This window comes from Cedecea lapagei, from assembly GCF_900635955.1.
Lineage (GTDB): Bacteria > Pseudomonadota > Gammaproteobacteria > Enterobacterales > Enterobacteriaceae > Cedecea > Cedecea lapagei.
In genome coordinates, this window is record NZ_LR134201.1 from 297,194 (window position 1) to 317,576 (window position 20,383).

Genomic DNA, 20,383 nt, shown 5'->3' on the forward strand with positions numbered 1-20,383 from the left:
CTGCCCGCTATGTATAACATTTCCAGGCTACACGTCCGCTTTGCGATAAAGCTCGCCTTTGCCATTGTGCTGGCGGTGTTTATCGGTTTCCACTTTGAGCTGGAAACGCCGCGCTGGGCGGTGCTGACCGCTGCCATTGTGGCCGCCGGACCGGCCTTTGCCGCCGGCGGTGAGCCCTATTCCGGGGCGATTCGCTACCGCGGAATGCTGCGTATTATCGGCACTTTTATCGGCTGTATTGCCGCGCTGGCGATCATTATTACCCTGATTCGTGCTCCGGTTGTCATGCTGCTGGTGTGCTGTATCTGGGCCGGATTCTGCACCTGGGTTTCATCTCTTGTTCGCGTTGAGAACTCTTACGCGTGGGGGCTCGCGGGCTACACCGCGCTGATTATCGTGGTCACTATCCAGGCCGCACCGCTAACAACGCCGCAGTTTGCCGTTGAACGCTGCAGCGAAATCATCATCGGGATTGTGTGCGCCATCGTCGCTGACCTGCTGTTTTCACCTCGCTCCATCAAGCAGGAGATTGACCGCGAGCTGGATAACCTGCTGGTGGAACATTTCCGGCTGATGCAGCTCTGTATTGCTCATGGTGAAAAAGAAGAGGTGGATAAAGCCTGGAGCGGGCTGGTGCGTAGAGTCACCGCGCTCAACGGCATGCGTGCCAACCTGAATATGGAATCCCCCCGCTGGGCGAAGGCCAATCGCCGCCTGAAAGCGATTAACACCCTTTCGCTGACGCTAATCACCCAGGCCTGTGAAACCTTCCTGATTCAGAACACGAGGCCAGAGTACGTCACCCCGGAATTTCGCCAGCTCTTTGCCGCCGAAGTGGAAACCGCAGACGACGTCTATAAACGTATGAAGGTGCTGCGCAGGGCGATCTCCGCGATGGGGGAAAAGGCAACGCCGATTACCATCCGCTCCTGGGTTTCAGCCTCTACCCGTTACCTGCTTTTGAAACGTGGGTTTGTCTGTAATGGCCGCATCAGTGCCATTGAGGAAGAGGTGCTGAACGGCGAGGCTGTGGTTAAGGTGGCCTCGGCCGAAGGCCACCACGCAATGATAAACTTCTGGCGTACCACGATTTCCTGTGTGCTGGGGAGCCTGTTCTGGCTGTGGACCGGCTGGACCTCTGGCAGCGGCGCCATGGTGATGATTGCGGTGGTCACCGCGCTGGCGATGCGTCTGCCCAACCCGCGCATGGTATCGCTCGACTTCCTTTACGGCATGCTGGTGGCGCTGCCGCTGGGGGCGCTTTACTTCCTGGTTATCCTGCCGTCGACCCAGCAAAGTATGCTGCTGCTGTGCATAAGCCTTGCCCTGCTGGGCTTCTTTATGGGGATCGAGGTGCAAAAGCGGCGGCTGGGGTCAATGGGCGCGCTGGCCGGGACGATCAACATCATCGTGCTGGATAACCCGATGACTTTCCATTTCAGCAGCTTCCTGGACAGCGCGCTGGGGCAGATCGTCGGCTGCTTCCTTGCCATGATGGTGATCCTGCTGATCCGCGATAACTCTAAAGAGCGAACTGGCCGTACGCTGCTGAACCAGTTTGTCTCCGCTGCCGTGTCGGCGCTGACGACCAATAACGCCCGACGCAAAGAGAACCATCTGCCGGCGCTGTATCAGCAGCTGTTTTTACTGCTGAATATGTTCCCCGGCGATATTGACCGCTATCGCCTGGCGCTAACGCTGATTATCGCGCATCAGCGCCTTCGGGACGCGCCAATCCCGGTGAATGACGATCTCTCTGCCTTCCATCGACAGCTGCGTAAAACCGCGGACAAAGTTATCTCCGCCAGCAGCGATGATAAGCGGGAGCGCTATTACCAAAGGCTTTTAGGCGAGCTTGAAATCTATCAAGAGAAGCTGCGTCTGTGGGAAGCACCGCTGCAGGTGACCGAGCCGGTGAAGCGGCTGGCGGACATTTTGCACCGTTACCGGCATACGCTGATCAATGCCTGAGCTCCTCCCTTAGCCTGAAGCCGACGCCTGCGTCGGCTTTTTTCTATCTATACTTAACTGCGGTTACCAGGATGAACACTTATTAACAGGAGAAATTATGACGAATCAAACCCTCCAGCAAAGTGAGCTCTTTAAAACTGGATATCTGGTAGAGGGAAAGTGGCATACGCACGATGAAACCTTTGATGTGCTTAACCCTGCGACCGGTGAAGTGGTGGCTAAGGTGGCGAAGGCAGGCAAGCGCGAAACGGAAGCCGCAATTCATGCCGCAAGCAAAGCCTTTCCCGCCTGGCGACAAAAAACCGCGAAACAGCGCTCCGCTATTCTCTATCGCTGGTTTGAACTTATTCTGGAGAACAAAAGCTGGCTCGCACGCCTGATGACGCTGGAGCAGGGGAAGCCGCTGAAAGAGGCCGAAGGCGAAGTGGAGTATGCGGCAAGCTTTATTCAGTGGTTTGCCGAGCAGGCTAAACGCGCAAACGGAGAGGTCATTCCTCCAGCGAAATCAGGCTCTCGCATATTCGCTACGCGGGAACCCGTCGGCGTGGTTGCGGCTATCACGCCGTGGAATTTCCCCATGGCTATGTTAACCCGCAAGCTGGGGCCCGCTTTGGCCGCTGGCTGTACCGGAGTGATAAAGCCAGCGAATAACACGCCGCTTTCCGCATTCGCCCTGCTGGAGCTGGCGAAGCAGGCGGGCGTTCCGGACGGCGTACTTAACGCGGTGGCAGGAAAAACGCAGGAAATCAGCGATGCCATTATGGTGAGCGAGGCGGTACGTAAAATCTCCTTCACCGGCTCAACGGCAGTGGGCAAAACGCTGATGCGAAACGCTGCGGAGACCATGAAGAAAGTGTCGATGGAGCTGGGTGGCAATGCACCTTATATTGTGTTTGATGATGCCGATATCGATGAGGCGGTGAAAGGGGCCATTGCCAACAAGTTCCGCAATGCGGGCCAGGTCTGCGTCAGCGTGAATCGTTTCTTTATCCAGCAGGGCGTGTACGACACCTTTGTGAATAAGCTTGCCGAAGAGGTGCGGAAGCTCAAGGTGGGGAATGGTCTGGAAGAGGGCGTTGTTGTGGGGCCGCTGATTGAATCGTCGGCGGTCGATAAAGTGCGCGAACACGTCGAGGACGCGCTGGCAAAAGGCGGTAAAGCGCTCGTTGGCGGCAAACCTCATGAACTGGGCGGTAACTTCTGGCAGCCCACCGTCATCATTGACGCTAATGACGACATGAAGCTGGCGAAGGAGGAGACGTTTGGCCCGGTTGCGGCCTGCTTCCGCTTTAAAACGGAAGAGGAAGTTATCGCGCGGGCGAACAATACTCCCTTTGGCCTCGCGGCGTACTTCTACACCCAGAATTTACAGCGCGTATTCCGCGTGTCGCAGGCGCTCGAAAGCGGCATGGTGGGGATCAATGAATGCGCTGTCTCAACGGAGCTGGGGCCATTCGGCGGCGTAAAAGAATCAGGGTTGGGGCGTGAAGGTTCCGTTCTGGGGCTGGAAGAGTTTCTGGAAGTGAAAACGCTACATATCGGTGGGCTTTAGCCCGCCGTTCGTTTCAAAGGGTCAGGACGGCAGCGATGAAAAAATTTACTTTTGATTTTAGCCACATCGACGACAACCCTGCTTTCTACCGCCAGTTTGCGGAGCAGCTCGCTTTACGAAAGGAGCAGGTGCACGATCTGGATAGCCTGTGGGAAGTGGTCACGGCGTCAATGCTGCCGCTGCCTGTAGAGATCGAGTTTGTGCGCCTGCCGGAGAGCAAACGGCGCAGATTTGGCGCACTCATCCTGCTGTTTGACGAGGCAGAAGAGGAGCTGGAGGGGCAGCTTTGCTTTAATATTCGCAGCTAGCTCATTCTCACGTCGGCATAAAAAAGCCCCCAGCGAGCGGGGGCAAAGTCGTAGGACAAGTACGACGAGGGTTTATTTGTACAACTCTGCTGTCGCATGCCAGTTATCGCCGGAGCGAGCTTCGGTAATACGATATGCAGAGGCACCTTGTTCGGTCGCTTTCTGAGACAGTTCCTGGCGCATATCCATTGGTGCACTGCCCACCTGGCTGACTGAGATGGAGCCCATGGATTGCATGCCCTGAGCTTGCTCACTGTTAATCTGATGGGCTGCGGCGTTCGCGCCTAAAGAGATCACGGACAGCAGGCTCAGTGCGGCGATGGTTAATTTGGTTTTCATAGTCTTTACTCCTGAAGGTTTAACATGGCGGCCGGAAGGGCTTAATCGCATTTTTTCTACTTGGGGCCGCCGAGGCTTAACGTTTCTGATCACATCACTTCAACATGCTTACAACTAATACGGTTATTTATACAGCTCAGCCGTTGCGTGCCAGTGTCCGCCGGTGCGGGCTTCGATAACGCGGTAGGCAGAGGCGCCGTTTTGTTCAGCTTTCTGGTTCAGCATTTCATGCATATCCATCGGAGAACTGCCGATGTCATCGACGGAAACGGTCCCCAGTGACTGACGGTTTTGCGCCTGTTGAGCGTTGATAGAGTCAGCGGCGAAAACGCCGAATGACAGGGCAGAGAGCAGGCTTGCGGTAACTAAAGTGGCTTTCATGTTCATGATTTCTTTCCTCGTCGTATTCTTTTGGTTGGGTCATCGTTCTGTGACCCTCATCACGAAACTAAGTATACACTAGTTACGGGAAATATTAATACCCTGCTAATTGTTGCCTATGCAACTTTAAGTTAATGAACGGATTTTTTATTACTACAGGTTATAAAAAAGACATTTTTATCTGACTTTTTTTGTTAAATATAAGTAAAATCATAGAGGTGGGTGAATTTGACTTTTTGTGCGGTAGTACACAGAACAATGCCCTGGATAATGCTAATCAGGCAATTCCTTACGCTGGATTGAGGTTTTTTTACAGAAGATGACCAAATTTGGGACGGTGTGCCCGCCGTCTGAGATAGCGGGCAAGAGAAGAAAGGCGTTATAGCTCTTGTTCGAACAACACCAGAATCGCTTCGTACAGCTCTTTAACGGTGAAGTCGCTGGCTGGCGTGGTGAAAATAGTATCATCCCCGGCGATGGTGCCAAGAATACCTTCCGCCTTGCCCAGCGAGTCCAGCAGGCGAGCAATCAGCTGAGCCGCACCCGGGCTGGTGTGGATCACCACGACCGCATCGTTATAGTCGATGTCCAGCACCAGATTTTTCAGCGGGCTGGAGGTGGTGGGTACGCCGAGCTCGGCAGGCAGACAGTAAACCATCTCCATTTTGGCATTACGCGTTCTCACCGCGCCAAACTTGGTCAGCATGCGGGACACTTTGGACTGGTTGATATTTTCGAAGCCGTCGTTTTGTAACGCCTGAACGATCTCACCCTGTGAACTGAATTTCTCTTCTTTTAGTAATGCTTTGAAAGCCTTTACTAATTCTTCTTGTTTTGAGGAGTTACGCATAAATAACCTGTCCTGGTAAAAAGAGATAACATTATTATGCATTTAAATGAATTTTTATGCAAATCATCCATCCTCCTTCGACTCTCCGATCAGGGAGCCCTGAAACGCGGGGAGGAGGATCAGGCGGCAAACAGCCTGAAATAATGTTATGAAAGCGGGCAATTTTATCAAATTTCGTTATCGGCGAACATGCCTGCGTCACGACTCGCAAATAAGCCTCAAAGTAAACCAAATGTTATCAAAATGATGTTGTTTTGGTGTGCGCAGAGGGGTAATGTAACCGCCGTTGATGTAACCACATCAGGTCGTGACCGGGCGCTATGGCGTCGTTCCTCCCGGCGAGTAAATGCAGCAGCAACGCGGTCCAGGATTGCTTGATATCGCAATCTGGCGGCGGGAAGATTGTAATTATCTCCTCTCTGGATTATGGTCGCCACCGCATGGAGTTACGGCACGATTTTGCTAACCATAATAAGGAGTTTAGGATGAAAGTTGCAGTCCTCGGCGCAGCTGGCGGTATCGGCCAGGCGCTTGCCCTTCTACTTAAGACCCAACTGCCTTCAGGCTCAGAACTCTCTCTGTATGACATTGCGCCAGTCACCCCAGGGGTTGCGGTGGATCTGAGTCATATCCCTACCGATGTGAAAATCAAAGGTTTCTCCGGCGAAGATGCCACCCCGGCGCTGGTTGGCGCAGACGTGGTGCTGATCTCCGCGGGCGTCGCGCGTAAACCGGGCATGGATCGTTCAGACCTGTTCAACGTGAACGCCGGTATCGTGAAGAACCTGATCGAGCAAGTGGCGAAAACCGCTCCTAAAGCCTGCATCGGTATTATTACCAACCCGGTAAACACCACCGTGGCTATCGCAGCAGAAGTGCTGAAAAAAGCGGGCGTCTACGATAAGAACAAACTGTTCGGCGTGACAACGCTGGATATCATCCGCTCCAACACCTTTGTTGCTGAGCTGAAAGGCAAACAGCCGACCGATATCGAAGTCCCGGTCATTGGCGGCCACTCTGGCGTGACCATTCTGCCGCTGCTGTCCCAGATCCCAGGCGTGAGCTTCACCGAGCAGGAGGTCGCTGACCTGACTAAACGCATCCAGAATGCGGGTACCGAAGTGGTTGAAGCGAAAGCCGGCGGCGGGTCTGCAACGTTGTCTATGGGTCAGGCTGCCGCTCGTTTTGGTCTGTCTCTGGTTCGCGCTCTGAAGGGCGAAAGCAACGTTGTTGAATGCGCTTACGTTGAAGGTGACGGCGAGCACGCACGTTTCTTCTCTCAGCCGCTGCTGCTGGGTAAAAACGGTATTGCCGAGCGTAAAGCCATTGGCACCCTCAGCGCGTTCGAGAAAAACGCGATGGAAGGAATGCTGGATACCCTGAAGAAAGATATCCAGCTGGGCGAAGAGTTCGTTAAGTAATCGCGCCTGGATAAAAAAAACCGGAACTGATGTTCCGGTTTTTTTATGCCTGCCGTTTAGCCGCCGGCGGGGTATTCCTGAACGGTGATCTGAAGCGTGAGCTTTTTGTCTTCACGCATGACTTCTACCGGGATCACGGAGCCCGGACGAATTTCCGCGACCTGATCCATGGTTTCCAGCGCCGAGATGGCCGGCTTGTGGTTGACCGAGATAATGACGTCATTGACCTGGATGCCCGCCTGCGCGGCCGGGCCGTCCGGTGATACCGCGTTGACGATAATCCCCTGCAGCTGATCGATACCGGTTGATGGGCCGTGCAGCGGGGTGATCTCCCTGCCGCCAATGCCAATATAGCCGCGAATGACCCGGCCATCGCGGATCAGCTTATCCATTATCTTGGTCGCCAGCTGGGTCGGTATCGCAAAGCCAATCCCTTCCGGCGTCTCGCCGTCATTGCTTTTGTCAAACGACAGAGTATTAATGCCCATCAGTTCGCCCAGCGAGTTCACCAGCGCCCCGCCGGAGTTGCCGCGGTTAATGGAGGCGTCGGTCTGCAGGAATGACTGGCGGCCCGAAGGACTGAGACCAATACGGCCGGTGGCGCTGATAATGCCCTGAGTCACCGTCTGCCCGAGGTTGTAAGGGTTACCGATGGCCATAACGACGTCGCCGATATGCGGCTGGCGCTTGCCGTTAATCGGAATAATCGGCAGGTTGGTGGCGTTGATTTTCAGCACAGCGAGATCGGTCAGGCTATCTGAGCCAATCAGCAGCGCTTCAAACACGCGTCCATCCTGGAGAGCGACGATGATCTGCTCTGCATCGTTAATAACGTGTTTGTTGGTGATGATATAGCCGCGGCCATCCATGATGACGCCGGAGCCCAGCGTCTTGATTTGTAGCTGGTTCTGGCCGTTATTGCCGACACTGCGGTTATAGACGTTGACCACCGCAGGGGCAGCACGACGCACCGCCGGATTAAAGCTCATTGGCGTTTCATCCGTGCTGTCATATTGTGCGGGCGCAAGCGGGCCAACGGCTTTGCGTAACGACGGCATCGCGAGCAGCAGCAGCCCCGCGACAATCAGCCCAATGACCACCGAACGTAAGATCTTTAGAAACATGAGTTTGAGTTAATAAGTAAGAGATCGAACGCAGAATAGCATGAGTTGAACGGACATCGTACAGACGATGTCCGTTTCTCTGCTTCCGTTAACGCAAGAGCAAATAGAGGCTCTGTTCGCCGCGAACAACATGCAGCGCAATGACCGCAGGTTTGGCCTCAAGCACTTTACGCATTTCGGCGAGAGTATGGATACGCTCGCGGTTTATGCCGATAATTATATCGTCTTTATGCAGGCCCACCTGAGCGGCCGGCGTGCCTTTCTCCACGTTATCCAGACGAATACCTTTGCCGCCGTCTTTCAGTTGCCCATCGCTCAGCGTGGCGCCCTGCAGCGCAGGCAGGATCATTTCAGCGCTGGCGGAGGAGGCGGTGCTCTTATCCAGCGTAACGCTAACTTCCAGCGGTTTACCGTCGCGCAGCAGGCCGAGTTTTACCACGGTGCCCGGCTCGGTAGTGGCAATCTTCGCCCTGAGCTCGGCAAAACTGCTCAGCGCATTACCGTTCAGGCTGGTGATGATATCCCCGGCTTTGACGCCGGCTTTTGCCGAGCCTGACTGCGGGAGCACTTCACTGACAAACGCCCCGCGCTGGGCTGAAAGATTAAAGGCTTTGGCGATGTCTGCGTTCATCTCCATGCCTTTAATGCCCAGCAGGCCGCGTTTGACTTCCCCAAATTCCATCAGCTGTTTCGAGAGGGTTTGCGCCATATTGCTGGGGATGGCGAAACCAATTCCCACGCTACCGCCGGCAGGGGCAAGAATAGCCGTGTTAATGCCAATCAGCTCGCCGTTCAGGTTCAGCAGCGCGCCGCCGGAGTTCCCACGGTTGATTGAGGCGTCGGTCTGAATAAAGTTTTCCAGACCCTCAAGGTTCAGCCCGCTGCGGCCCAGGGCAGAGACAATACCGGAGGTTGCGGTTTGGCCCAGGCCAAACGGATTACCTACCGCAACGGCAAAGTCGCCTACCTTAAGCTTGTCGGAGTCTGCTACCTTGATTTCGGTTAACCCGGTGGCATTTTGCAGCTGGAGCAGCGCGATATCGCTCTGATCGTCGCCGCCAATCAGTTTGGCGTCAAACTCACGCCCGTCGTTCAGCTGAACGCTGATTTTTTGCGCCTGGTTAATCACGTGATTATTGGTCAGCACATAGCCTTTGGCGGCGTTAATGATGACGCCGGAGCCTAAGCCTTCAAACTGCTGCGGCGTGTCGGAGGGCGCGTCATCCCCGTAGAATTTCTTGAACTCTTCCGGCACCTTCTGGCCAGAGGCCGATGCGGTACCTTCAACCCTTACGCTGACCACCGCGGGCAGCACTTTTTCCAGCATTGGCGCAAGGCTTGGCAGCGCCGGTTGGCCTGGAACCTGGGAAGGCAGCGACGCGTTCGCCAGAGGGGATGCGCCGAGCGTCAGACCGACGCTTAACGCTAATGCACTCAATAGCCGTGTTTGTTTCTTCATTGGATGCTGGCTCTCGTCACCTGGAAAAAGGAATACCCACTCACTCAATCGATGTTATTGAAATATCAATCGACTCACAATCGTGCCACTCAGAAAGAATAAGACAATTAAATGATAGCTGGGTCAGGGAAGGATGGGGGCACATGAACCGTGCCCCGGAAAAAAGCTGAAGCGGAGGAGATTAATCGCGTTTTGCCCCGGCGCGAAGCAGGCCGGATGCGCCTTCTGAATAGTCACGCGGCATTTGGACCGGCGCCTGATCGTTACCGGCTTCGGATTCGGCCAGACGGTTACGGAACGGATTGGCTTCCGCTGTCATCTCAGGCAGCAGGCTGCTGGAGCTTTTTGCCATGTGCTGATAAAGCTGGCGATAATCGTGCGCCATGTTGTCCAGCAGTTCGGCGCTGCGGGCAAAGTGGCTGACTAACTCTTCGCGGTACTCTTCAAGCTCCGCTTTGTTTTTTTCCAGCTCATACTGCAGAGCCTGCTGTTGGCGCAGCTTACGGTTGCCGAAACGCATGGCCACGGCGCCGATAATAAGGCCTACCACTAACCCAATAAGCGCATATTCCCAAGTCATGAACTTCTCCCGTTATCTTGTGATTCCGTAGGGTAATGTAGCCACTATAACCGTTAACCTAAGAGAAGTGGAATCCTGACGCAGCATCGCTTAGGGTAGAACGGCCTTTTTTTCGACAACCGGCTCGAAAAAGGCGGTGAACGGCTATCCGATTATAAAGGGAACATAATAATACCATGCAAAATCTCTCTCCTGCATCGCGCTACCAGCAGGCTCTGGCAGAAGGCAGCTTCCAACCCGATGACGTACAGCGTGAGGCGATTATGCGCCTGGACGCGATCTGGCAGACCCTCTCCTCTGCGCCAAAGCCCGCCGCTTCCGGCAGGTTGTTGTCGAAATTTGGCAAGCTGTTGGGTAAAAAAGAGGCTCAGACGGAGCAGGAGCCCGCTCGTGGTCTATATATGTGGGGCGGTGTGGGGCGCGGTAAAACCTGGCTGATGGATATGTTTTTTCAGAGTCTGCCGGGTGAGCGTAAACTTCGGCTGCACTTCCACCGCTTTATGCTGCGTGTACATGAAGAATTAGCGCAGCAGCAGGGGCATACCGATCCGCTGGAAATCATCGCCGACGGGTTTAAAGCTGAGACAGACGTGCTCTGCTTCGACGAGTTTTTTGTCTCCGATATCACCGATGCGATGCTGCTTGGCACACTGATGAAAGCGCTTTTCGCGCGCGGCATCACGCTGGTGGCGACGTCGAACATTCCGCCGGACGATCTCTACCGTAATGGGCTGCAGCGCGCACGGTTCTTACCGGCTATCGAAGCGATTAAGCGCTATTGCGACGTGATGAACGTCGACGCCGGCATTGATTATCGTCTGAGAACGTTGACCCAGGCACACCTCTGGCTTTCGCCGCTCAACGAGGAGTCTGCTCAGCAGATGGAGAAGCTTTATTCGGCGCTGGCGGGCGCTAAACGTGAAGGTGAGCCGGTGCTGGAAGTGAATCATCGCCCGCTGGCAACCCTCGGCATGGCTAACCAGACGCTGGCGGTTGCTTTTACCACGCTGTGCGTGGACGCCCGCAGCCAGCATGACTACATTGCGCTCTCCCGGCAGTTTCACACCGTGATGCTGTTTAATGTGCCGGTGATGACCACGCTAATGGAGAATGAGGCGCGCCGCTTTATCGCGCTGGTGGACGAATTCTACGAACGCCACGTCAAGCTGGTGGTCTCCGCTGAGACCGAGCTATTCGCGATTTATCAAGGGGAAAGGCTTAAGTTTGAGTTCCAGCGCTGCCTCTCCAGGCTGCAGGAAATGCAAAGCGAAGAGTATTTGCGCCGCGCTCATCTGCCCTGACGATGAATATGTGATATCAACGACAAATTGTGGTCGATCTTTGAGGTCGACTTCTCTATAATCTTGCGACCCCACGTTACAACCAAAGTTTTTTTCCCAAAACTTTTGTCGTGCCGGCATAGGCTATTCGAAGGGGTAGGTTTGCTGGACAATGTCGCGTGAACCTCGACTGATTTTAAACGTTTGGGTGTTCACCAACGTGTAACTATATATTGGGTAAGCTTTTAATGAAAACTTTTACAGCTAAACCAGAAACTGTACAGCGCGACTGGTATGTCGTTGATGCTGAAGGTAAGACCTTAGGTCGTCTGGCTACTGAACTGGCTCGCCGTCTGCGCGGTAAGCATAAAGCGGAATACACTCCGCACGTTGATACTGGTGATTACATCATCGTTCTGAACGCTGACAAAGTTGCTGTTACCGGCAACAAGCGTACTGACAAAGTGTACTACCACCACACCGGCCACATCGGTGGTATCAAACAAGCGACCTTTGAAGAGATGATTGCCCGCCGTCCTGAGCGTGTGATTGAAATCGCGGTTAAAGGCATGCTGCCAAAGGGCCCGCTGGGTCGTGCAATGTTCCGTAAACTGAAAGTTTACGCGGGCACCGAGCACAACCACGCGGCACAGCAACCGCAAGTTCTGGACATTTAATCGGGATTATAGGCAATGGCTGAAAATCAATACTACGGCACTGGTCGCCGCAAAAGTTCCGCAGCTCGCGTGTTTATCAAACCGGGCAACGGCAAAATCGTTATCAACCAACGTTCTCTGGAACAGTACTTCGGTCGTGAAACTGCCCGCATGGTAGTTCGTCAGCCGCTGGAACTGGTCGACATGGTTGAGAAACTGGATCTGTACATCACCGTTAAAGGTGGTGGTATCTCTGGTCAGGCTGGTGCGATCCGTCACGGTATCACCCGCGCTCTGATGGAGTACGATGAGTCCCTGCGTTCCGAGCTGCGTAAAGCTGGCTTCGTTACCCGTGATGCTCGTCAGGTTGAACGTAAGAAAGTCGGCCTGCGTAAAGCACGTCGTCGTCCTCAGTTCTCCAAACGTTAATTGTTCTCTGCTTACGCAGAAAGGCAATTGGCAAAAACCCGGTCCTGGCACCGGGTTTTTTTATGCGCGTAATTTATATTATTGCTTCTAACATTTTGAAATACTTTGTCTTTCAGGCAAATTCAATCTGTGACCACCACAATACCGGTAAAATCTGGTAAACTATCAACCAATTTTCTGCCCAAATGTCGGCATCAGGTTGTTCTTCGCCACGCTTTACGGCGTTAGCGGTGCTCCGGCAAAGCGTTGGGTAATAAACGGTCAGGTTAGTCGCCGCTTGCGGCTATTAGCAGTAATTTTCTGGATAAACTTGGAGGTTTTCATGGCTGTCGCTGCCAACAAACGTTCGGTGATGACGCTGTTTTCCGGTCCTACTGACATCTACAGCCACCAGGTGCGTATCGTACTGGCTGAAAAAGGTGTTAGCGTTGAAATTGAGCATGTGGAAACGGATAACCTGCCTCAGGATCTGATTGACCTCAACCCAAATCACAGCGTACCGACCCTGGTTGACCGCGAGCTGACGCTGTGGGAATCCCGCATCATCATGGAATACCTTGATGAGCGTTTCCCGCACCCACCTTTGATGCCGGTTTACCCGGTAGCGCGTGGTGAAAGCCGTCTGTACATGCATCGCATTGAGAAAGACTGGTACACCCTGATGAACGTGGTGATGAACGGCTCCGCGCAGGAAGCGGACGCGGCGCGTAAGCAGCTGCGTGAAGAGCTGCTGAGCATTGCACCGGTGTTCACCCAGAAGCCTTTCTTCCTGAGCGACGAGTTCAGCCTGGTAGACTGCTACCTGGCGCCGCTGCTGTGGCGTTTGCCGCAGATGGGTATTGAGCTGACAGGGGCAGGTTCTAAAGAGATGAAAGGGTATATGACCCGCGTCTTTGAGCGTGACTCCTTCCTCGCCTCTTTGACCGAACCTGAGCGCGAAATGCGTCTGCAGACTCGAGGCTAAGTGATGGATATGTCGCAGCTGTCGCCGCGCCGTCCTTACCTGTTGCGCGCCTTCTATGAGTGGCTGCTGGATAACCAGCTGACGCCGCATCTGGTGGTAGATATTACGCTGCCGGGTGTAGAGGTGCCGATGGAGTATGCGCGAGACGGGCAAATTGTGCTGAACATCGCACCGCGCGCCGTGGGCAACCTGGAGCTGGCGAACGACGAAGTGCGCTTTAACGCGCGTTTTGGCGGCGTGCCTCGCCAGGTGAACGTCCCGATGGCCGCCGTTTTGGCTATCTACGCACGTGAGAACGGAGCAGGCACGATGTTTGAGCCGGAAGCGGGCTATGATGAAGACGCTGAAAGCCATAATGACGATCGCTCCGATGCCGGCGTGTCTGAAACAGTGATGCAGGTTATTGACGGCGATCGCCCGGATCACGGCGATGATGACAATCACCCGGATGACGATCCGCCGCCGCCGCGCGGTGGTCGCCCCGCACTGCGCGTGGTGAAATAACAAAAAAGCCAGTCGAAAAGACTGGCTTTTTTTATGGCGCTCTGGCGGCCGAAGCCGCCAGGTTTACGCTTAGACTTCGAGGAAGTTCAGGATCCCGTCCGCGGCTTTACGCCCTTCAGCGATAGCCGTCACCACCAGATCGGAACCGCGAACGATGTCGCCACCGGCGAAGATTTTCGGGTTGCTGGTCTGGAATGCGTTCTCACTGCCTTCAGGCGCGATGATGCGGCCCTGGCTGTCCAGCTCGACGCTGTGCTGCGCCAGCCACGTCATGCTGTGAGGACGGAAGCCAAACGCCATCACTACCGCATCGGCGGCCAGCACGTGCTCGGAACCGGCGACGATCTCCGGGCGACGACGGCCGTTAGCATCCGGCGCGCTCAGTTCTGTACGCGCAACCTTCACGCCGCACACGCGACCGTTAGCGTTAATTTCTACGCCCAGCGGCTGCAGGTTGAACTGGAACTCCACGCCTTCTTCACGCGCGTTTTTCACTTCACGCTTAGAGCCCGGCATGTTCTCTTCGTCACGGCGATAGGCGCAAATGACGTGGCTCGCGCCCTGGCGGATGGATGTGCGCACACAGTCCATGGCGGTATCACCGCCGCCCAGCACAACGACACGTTTGCCTTCCATGCTGATGTAAGGCTCTTCAGCCGTATCAGCAAAGCCCATGATTTGCTTGGTGTTGGCGATGAGGAACGGCAGAGCGTCATAAACGCCCGGCGCATCTTCATTCTCTAATCCACCGCGCATTGACTGATAGGTGCCGACGCCAAGGAACACGGAATCGTATTCGCTCAGCAGCTCGTCCATCTGCACGTCACGGCCAACTTCGGTATTGAGTTTAAATTCAATCCCCATACCGCTGAAGATTTCGCGGCGCTTGGTCATCACCTCTTTTTCCAGCTTAAAGGCCGGAATACCGAAGGTCAGCAGTCCGCCGATTTCTGGATGTCTGTCGTAAACCACCGCCTTCACGCCGTTACGCGCCAGCACGTCCGCACAGGCAAGCCCGGCAGGGCCTGCGCCGATAATAGCCACGCGCTTGCCGGTTTGCTTCACGCCGGTCAGATCCGGCTTCCAGCCCATCTCAATCGCTTTATCGTTGATATAGCGCTCGATATTGCCGATGGTCACCGCGCCAAACTCGTCGTTCAGCGTACAGGAACCTTCGCACAGGCGGTCCTGCGGGCAAACGCGGCCGCACACTTCCGGCAGACTGTTGGTCTGGTGAGACAGCTCGGCCGCCTCAATGATGCGCCCCTCGTTGGCCAGCTTCAGCCAGTTTGGAATGTAGTTGTGAACCGGGCACTTCCACTCGCAGTACGGGTTGCCGCAGGAGAGACAGCGGTCGGCCTGCGCCTTTGCCTGCCCCTCAGAGAACGGCTCGTAGATTTCCACAAATTCAATTTTGCGGATCTTCAGCGGCTTCTTCGGCGGATCAACGCGCTGCAAGTCGATAAATTGATAAACGTTTTGACTCATCGTGACCTCTTACTGCGCCTGCACCCGCAGCTCGGCTGCGGAACGACTGCGGTGACCCAACAATGCTTTGACATCACTGGACTTCGGTTTAACCAGGGTGAATTTCGAGGCGAACGCCGGCCAGTTAGCCAGGATCTCTTCGCCGCGCTGGGAGCCGGTCAGCTGAACGTGTTCGGTGATCATGCCGCGCAGATGCTCTTCATGGATCGCCAGCTCTTCTACATTCAGTAATTCAACCAGTTCCGGGTTCACGCGTTTACGGAATTCACCGTCTTCGTCCAGCACGTAGGCAAAGCCGCCCGTCATACCGGCACCGAAGTTAACCCCGGTTTTGCCAAGAATACAGACGATACCGCCGGTCATGTATTCACAGCCGTTATCGCCAATGCCTTCAACCACGGTGATAGCACCGGAGTTACGCACCGCGAAACGCTCGCCCGCACGGCCTGCGGCGTACAGCTTGCCGCCGGTGGCGCCATACAGGCAGGTGTTGCCGATAATCGTCGCTTCATGGCTGCGGAAGGCTGAGCCTACCGGAGGGCGCAGAGAAATCAGGCCGCCCGCCATGCCTTTGCCGACATAGTCGTTAGCGTCGCCGGTCAGGTGCAGCTCCACGCCGCCTGCGTTCCAGACGCCGAAGCTCTGGCCTGCGGTACCGTTGAAGTGCGCCTTAATGGGGTCAGACGCCAGCCCCTGGTCGCCGTGCTGCTGGGCGATGTAGCCGGAAAGCGAAGCCCCAACGGAACGGTCGGTGTTGCGGATATCAAACCAGAAGGTTTTGCTCTGTTTGTCATCCACGTATGCCTGCGCCTGGTTCAGCAGCTGTGCGTTAAGGTCGCCCTTATCGAACGGCGGGTTATGCTCGGTGCAGTACACCGCTTTACCCGGCATAGGTTCAGCCGTTTTCAGCAGGGCGGAGAGATCCAGCTTCTGCTGCTTAGCGGTAAACCCGTCCAGCTCTTTCAGCAGGTCGGTACGGCCAATCAGATCGACCAGACGCTTCACGCCGAGCAGCGCCATCAGTTCGCGAGTCTCGCGAGCGATGAACTCAAAGTAGTTGGTCACTTTGAACGGCAGGCCGTGGTAATGGTTCTTGCGCAGTTTGTCATCCTGAGTGGCAACGCCGGTTGCGCAGTTGTTCAGGTGGCAAATTCGCAGGTATTTACAGCCCAGCGCGACCATGGGGCCGGTGCCGAAGCCGAAGCTCTCTGCGCCAAGGATCGCCGCTTTGATGATGTCGAGGCCGGTTTTCAGGCCGCCATCTACCTGCAGGCGAATCTTGTGGCGCAGGCCGTTAGCGACCAGCGCCTGCTGGGTTTCCACCAGACCAAGCTCCCACGGGCAGCCCGCGTATTTCACCGACGACAGCGGGCTTGCGCCGGTGCCGCCGTCGTAGCCGGCAATGGTAATCAGGTCGGCATAGGCTTTTGCTACGCCCGTTGCGATAGTCCCGACGCCCGGTTCGGAAACCAGCTTCACGGAAATCATCGCCTTCGGGTTAACCTGTTTCAGGTCGAAAATCAGCTGCGCCAGATCCTCGATAGAGTAGATATCGTGGTGAGGCGGAGGTGAAATCAGCGTAACGCCCGGTACGGAGTAGCGCAGCCTGGCGATATAAGGCGTGACTTTATCACCCGGCAGCTGGCCGCCTTCGCCCGGTTTCGCGCCCTGCGCGACTTTAATCTGGATAACGTCGGCGTTGACCAGATAGGCCGGCGTAACGCCGAAGCGGCCGGAAGCGACCTGCTTGATACGGGACACTTTATTGGTGCCGTAGCGCGCCGGATCTTCGCCGCCTTCGCCGGAGTTAGAGTTCCCGCCGATGCTGTTCATCGCCTCGGCCAGGGATTCGTGTGCCTCCGGGCTCAGGGCGCCGATAGACATGGCCGCAGTGTCGAAGCGTTTAAACAGCTCGCTTGCCGGCTCAACGTCTTCAATTTTGACGGATTCATCCTGCGGGTTCAGCGCAAGCATATCGCGCAGCGTGGCGACAGGGCGCTCGTTGACCAGCTTCGCATACTGCTGGTAGTCAGCGTATTCGCCGCTCTGCACCGCTTTTTGCAGCGTCTGCACCACGTCCGGGTTATAGGCGTGGTACTCCCCACCGTGGACAAACTTCAGCTGGCCGCCCTGATCCAGTGGCTTGCGTACCAGCCAGGCGCGTTTGGACAGATTCAGCAGGTCCTGCTGGAAGTCGCCGAAGCCAGCACCGCCGATGCGGCTGACCGCCCCCTGGAAGCAAAGCTCGGAAACTTCTTTGTGCAGACCGACGGCTTCGAACAGCTTAGAGCAACGGTAGGAGGCGATAGTCGAGATGCCCATTTTGGACATGATCTTGTACAGCCCTTTGTTGATGCCGTTGCGGTAGTTCTGCATCACGGTGCGGTAATTTTTGTCGATGGCGCCGTTGTCGACCAGCTTCGCCAGCGTTTCATAGGCGAGGTAAGGATAGATGGCGGTCGCCCCGAAGCCCAGCAGCACGGCGAAGTGGTGCGGGTCACGGGCGCTGGCGGTTTCAACGATGATGTTGGCGTCACAGCGCAGGCTCTTCTCAACGAGACGAGTCTGGATTGCGCCCACGGCCATCGGGGCCGGAACCGGCAGGCGATTTTTCGCAATGTTACGGTCAGACAGCACCAGCAACACGGTGCCGTTGCGTACCATGCGTTCAGCTTCGTCACACAGCGCCATCACGGTTTCGTGCATTGACTTCTCGGTCACGTCATAAGTGATGTCGAGCGTATCGGCGCGGTAGTGTTCTTCTTCAAGCGTGGTGAGCTGCTGGAAATCAGACCACAGCAGGATCGGCGATTTGAAACTCAGGCGGTGTGCCTGGCCCTCTGCTTCACAGAAGACGTTCATCTCACGGCCAATGCTGGTGGCTAGCGACATCACGTGCGCTTCACGCAGCGGGTCGATCGGCGGGTTGGTGACCTGCGCGAACTGCTGGCGGAAGTAGTCGTAAATAATACGTGGCTGGCTGGAAAGCACGGCAAATGGAGTGTCATCGCCCATTGAGCCTACGGCTTCCTGGCCATTTTCGCCCAGCACGCGGATCACTGAATCCAGCTCTTCGCTGCTGTAGTTAAACTGTTTCTGGAAGCTGGCGAGCGTGTCATCGTCCAGTTCGCGCGCGCCCACTTTCTCGTCCGGCAGCTCTTCAAACGGCACCAGACGACGAACGTTGTTCTCCATCCACTCTTTATAGGGATGGCGGCTTTTCAGCTCGGCATCGGTTTCGGCAGAGTGGAGGATACGGCCAATACGGGTATCGATAACCATCAGCTCGCCCGGGCCAACACGGCCTTTCTCAACCACTTCGTCCGGCTGGTAGTCCCAGATCCCGACTTCAGAGGCGCAGGTAATGAGCTTATCTTTGGTGATGACGTAACGAGCCGGGCGCAGGCCGTTGCGATCAAGGTTACAGGCCGCGAAGCGTCCGTCGGACATGACGATACCGGCCGGGCCATCCCACGGCTCCATGTGCATGGAGTTAAAGTCGAAGAAGGCGCGCAGCTCTGGATCCATGTTTGGGTTGTTCTGCCATGCAGGCGGAACCAGCAGACGCATGGCGCGGACGATGTCCATCCCGCCGGCCAGCAGCAGCTCAAGCATGTTATCCATGGAGCTGGAGTCTGAGCCTGTTTCATTTACGAACGGCGCGGCGTCGTGCAGATCGGGGATCAGCGGCGTCTGGAATTTATAGGTACGAGCGCGAGCCCACTGGCGGTTACCGGTAATGGTGTTGATTTCACCGTTGTGCGCCAGGTAGCGGAACGGCTGCGCCAGCGGCCAGCGCGGCACGGTGTTGGTGGAGAAGCGCTGGTGGAACAGGCAAATGGCCGATTCCAGGCGCAGGTCCGCCAGGTCCAGGTAGAAGCGCGGCAGGTCCGCCGGCATACAGAGACCTTTATAGATATTGACCAGGTTGGACAGACTGCAGATATAGAAGTCTTTATCTTCCTGGAGACGTTTCTCGATACGGCGACGGGCGATAAACAGGCGGCGTTCCATATCACGAGGGCGCCAGCCCGCCGGGGCGTTAACGAAAATTTGTTCGATACGTGGCAGAGAGGAGAGGGCGATTTCACCGAGCACGTCTTTGTTCAGCGGCACTTCGCGCCAGCCGACAATAGACAGGGTTTCGTTTTGCAGCTCTTCTTCAACAATGCGGCGGCTGGCGCGAGCAAGCGCGTCATCCTGGCTTAAGAAAATCATGCCAACGGCATAGTTCTTGGCCAGACGCCAATTGCGCTCTTCTGCAACAATGCGGAAGAAGCGATCGGGTTTTTGCAGCAGCAGGCCACAACCGTCGCCGGTTTTACCGTCGGCCAGGATGGCGCCACGGTGCTGCATACGGGCTAGCGCGTGAATAGCGGTACGCACTACCTTGTGGCTAGGTTCGCCTTCTATGTGGGCGATCAGGCCGAAACCACAGTTATCCTTCTCAAGGGATTTATCGTACAACATATCAGTGAACCTCCCCAGGCTCTACGTTACTCCCAACCGTCTGCGCGTGGACGCAGCAAGGGCATGGCGACGGGGTTTGCGCATCATACGCTTGCCTCGCGTGTCGCCCTCTTAATATCCAACGCATCCGGTGTCACAAGTGTTGAGGACTTGCTTTAGAGGGAATCTCAATTACTGCATAAATATGATGGGCACAGAACCCATCCAGAAAGCTTCCAGCGGATTTCCAACTTATCGGGAAAGAGCACACAGGTCAAATGGCATTCTTATTTATACAGAATTGTGCTAAGAGTCACTTAAGATTATGAATTTAATGATTTTTAGTGCTTTTTTGAAGGCGCTGGCGGCGCGGCAAGCGCCGAGTGTTATGTGATCGTCCTCACTATCTGAATGGCCGTGAAACTCCAGACCATGCTGGCATGAGTGGTATTGCCAGCAGGATATGCTACTTAATCCCCTTGCAGTGCAGCATGACACTGTTTTTTCACCGCTGGTCATATTCCTTAAATAACGCACGGCATCATAAGGAAAAGTAATCAAGCTTGATGTGAATGGAATTGCACTAATTTCGAATTTATATGCAAAAGGTAAGGCTGCGCCGAAGCGA

The 20,383-nt window shown here is 55.4% G+C and carries 17 protein-coding genes; 9 read left to right on the forward strand and 8 right to left on the reverse strand.

The annotated features are described in order from the left end of the window. The first annotated feature begins 9 nt into the window (after positions 1-9). From aaeB to EL098_RS01530, 3 genes are all read left to right on the forward strand, one after another. Positions 10-1,971, forward strand: coding sequence for a p-hydroxybenzoic acid efflux pump subunit AaeB (gene aaeB / locus EL098_RS01520; RefSeq protein ID WP_126354351.1), 1,962 nt, complete (start codon positions 10-12; stop codon positions 1,969-1,971). 97 nt (positions 1,972-2,068) lie between these two features. Continuing rightward, complete coding sequence (locus EL098_RS01525; protein ID WP_126354352.1) at positions 2,069-3,523, forward strand: NAD-dependent succinate-semialdehyde dehydrogenase; 1,455 nt, start codon at positions 2,069-2,071, stop codon at positions 3,521-3,523. Positions 3,524-3,558: 35 nt separating this feature from the next. Continuing rightward, the gene (locus EL098_RS01530; protein ID WP_126354353.1) at positions 3,559-3,831 is read left to right on the forward strand and encodes a barstar family protein; all 273 of its coding nucleotides are present in this window, start codon (positions 3,559-3,561) and stop codon (positions 3,829-3,831) included. A 72-nt stretch (positions 3,832-3,903) separates the two neighbouring features. On the opposite strand, the gene yhcN (EL098_RS01535) is transcribed toward EL098_RS01530, so the two are convergent. The 3 genes from yhcN (EL098_RS01535) to argR all read right to left on the reverse strand — a co-directional run bounded on the left by yhcN (EL098_RS01535) (position 3,904) and on the right by argR (position 5,401). After that, entirely contained in the window at positions 3,904-4,170 is a 267-nt protein-coding gene (yhcN, locus tag EL098_RS01535) for a peroxide/acid stress response protein YhcN (RefSeq protein WP_126354354.1), read from the reverse strand. A gap of 123 nt (positions 4,171-4,293) precedes the next feature. Further along, positions 4,294-4,557, reverse strand: a complete 264-nt coding sequence (gene yhcN / locus EL098_RS01540) for a peroxide/acid stress response protein YhcN (RefSeq protein WP_039288190.1) — start codon at positions 4,555-4,557, stop codon at positions 4,294-4,296. Positions 4,558-4,930: 373 nt separating this feature from the next. Then, a complete protein-coding gene (argR, locus tag EL098_RS01545; protein WP_126354355.1) occupies positions 4,931-5,401 on the reverse strand; it encodes a transcriptional regulator ArgR in 471 nt (156 codons plus the stop codon). A gap of 485 nt (positions 5,402-5,886) precedes the next feature. Here argR and mdh point away from each other — a divergent pair, with 485 nt between their 5' ends. Then, positions 5,887-6,822 carry a malate dehydrogenase gene (mdh, locus tag EL098_RS01555; protein ID WP_126354356.1) on the forward strand — a complete coding sequence of 312 codons (936 nt, stop codon included), beginning with the start codon at positions 5,887-5,889 and terminating at the stop codon, positions 6,820-6,822. Between the two features lie 56 nt (positions 6,823-6,878). Here the strand turns inward: mdh and degS are convergent, their stop codons facing one another. The 3 genes from degS to zapG all read right to left on the reverse strand — a co-directional run bounded on the left by degS (position 6,879) and on the right by zapG (position 9,985). Beyond that, on the reverse strand, positions 6,879-7,946 hold the full coding sequence (gene degS, locus EL098_RS01560) for an outer membrane-stress sensor serine endopeptidase DegS (RefSeq protein WP_126354357.1): 1,068 nt from the start codon (positions 7,944-7,946) through the stop codon (positions 6,879-6,881). Positions 7,947-8,034: 88 nt separating this feature from the next. Further along, positions 8,035-9,405 carry a serine endoprotease DegQ gene (gene degQ, locus EL098_RS01565; protein ID WP_126354358.1) on the reverse strand — a complete coding sequence of 457 codons (1,371 nt, stop codon included), beginning with the start codon at positions 9,403-9,405 and terminating at the stop codon, positions 8,035-8,037. A gap of 181 nt (positions 9,406-9,586) precedes the next feature. Beyond that, entirely contained in the window at positions 9,587-9,985 is a 399-nt protein-coding gene (gene zapG / locus EL098_RS01570; RefSeq protein ID WP_126354359.1) for a Z-ring associated protein ZapG, read from the reverse strand. 176 nt (positions 9,986-10,161) lie between these two features. On the opposite strand from zapG, the gene zapE reads away from it, so the two are divergent. The 5 genes from zapE (at position 10,162) to sspB (ending at position 13,818) form a co-directional block, all read left to right on the forward strand. After that, a complete protein-coding gene (gene zapE, locus EL098_RS01575) occupies positions 10,162-11,286 on the forward strand; it encodes a cell division protein ZapE (protein ID WP_126354360.1) in 1,125 nt (374 codons plus the stop codon). A gap of 227 nt (positions 11,287-11,513) precedes the next feature. Next, a complete protein-coding gene (gene rplM / locus EL098_RS01580; RefSeq protein WP_008454874.1) occupies positions 11,514-11,942 on the forward strand; it encodes a 50S ribosomal protein L13 in 429 nt (142 codons plus the stop codon). Between the two features lie 15 nt (positions 11,943-11,957). After that, positions 11,958-12,350: a 30S ribosomal protein S9 gene (gene rpsI / locus EL098_RS01585; RefSeq protein ID WP_000829818.1), complete on the forward strand. Its 393-nt coding sequence runs from the start codon at positions 11,958-11,960 to the stop codon at positions 12,348-12,350. A gap of 322 nt (positions 12,351-12,672) precedes the next feature. Further along, on the forward strand, positions 12,673-13,314 hold the full coding sequence (gene sspA / locus EL098_RS01590; protein WP_016538405.1) for a stringent starvation protein SspA: 642 nt from the start codon (positions 12,673-12,675) through the stop codon (positions 13,312-13,314). A gap of 3 nt (positions 13,315-13,317) precedes the next feature. Next, positions 13,318-13,818: a ClpXP protease specificity-enhancing factor gene (gene sspB / locus EL098_RS01595; RefSeq protein WP_126354361.1), complete on the forward strand. Its 501-nt coding sequence runs from the start codon at positions 13,318-13,320 to the stop codon at positions 13,816-13,818. Between the two features lie 69 nt (positions 13,819-13,887). Here sspB and EL098_RS01600 read toward each other — a convergent pair whose 3' ends face one another. Both EL098_RS01600 and gltB read right to left on the reverse strand, forming a co-directional pair. Continuing rightward, positions 13,888-15,306: a glutamate synthase small subunit gene (locus tag EL098_RS01600; protein WP_126354362.1), complete on the reverse strand. Its 1,419-nt coding sequence runs from the start codon at positions 15,304-15,306 to the stop codon at positions 13,888-13,890. Positions 15,307-15,315: 9 nt separating this feature from the next. Further along, a complete protein-coding gene (gltB, locus tag EL098_RS01605) occupies positions 15,316-19,776 on the reverse strand; it encodes a glutamate synthase large subunit (RefSeq protein WP_126354363.1) in 4,461 nt (1,486 codons plus the stop codon). Positions 19,777-20,383: the final 607 nt, after the last annotated feature.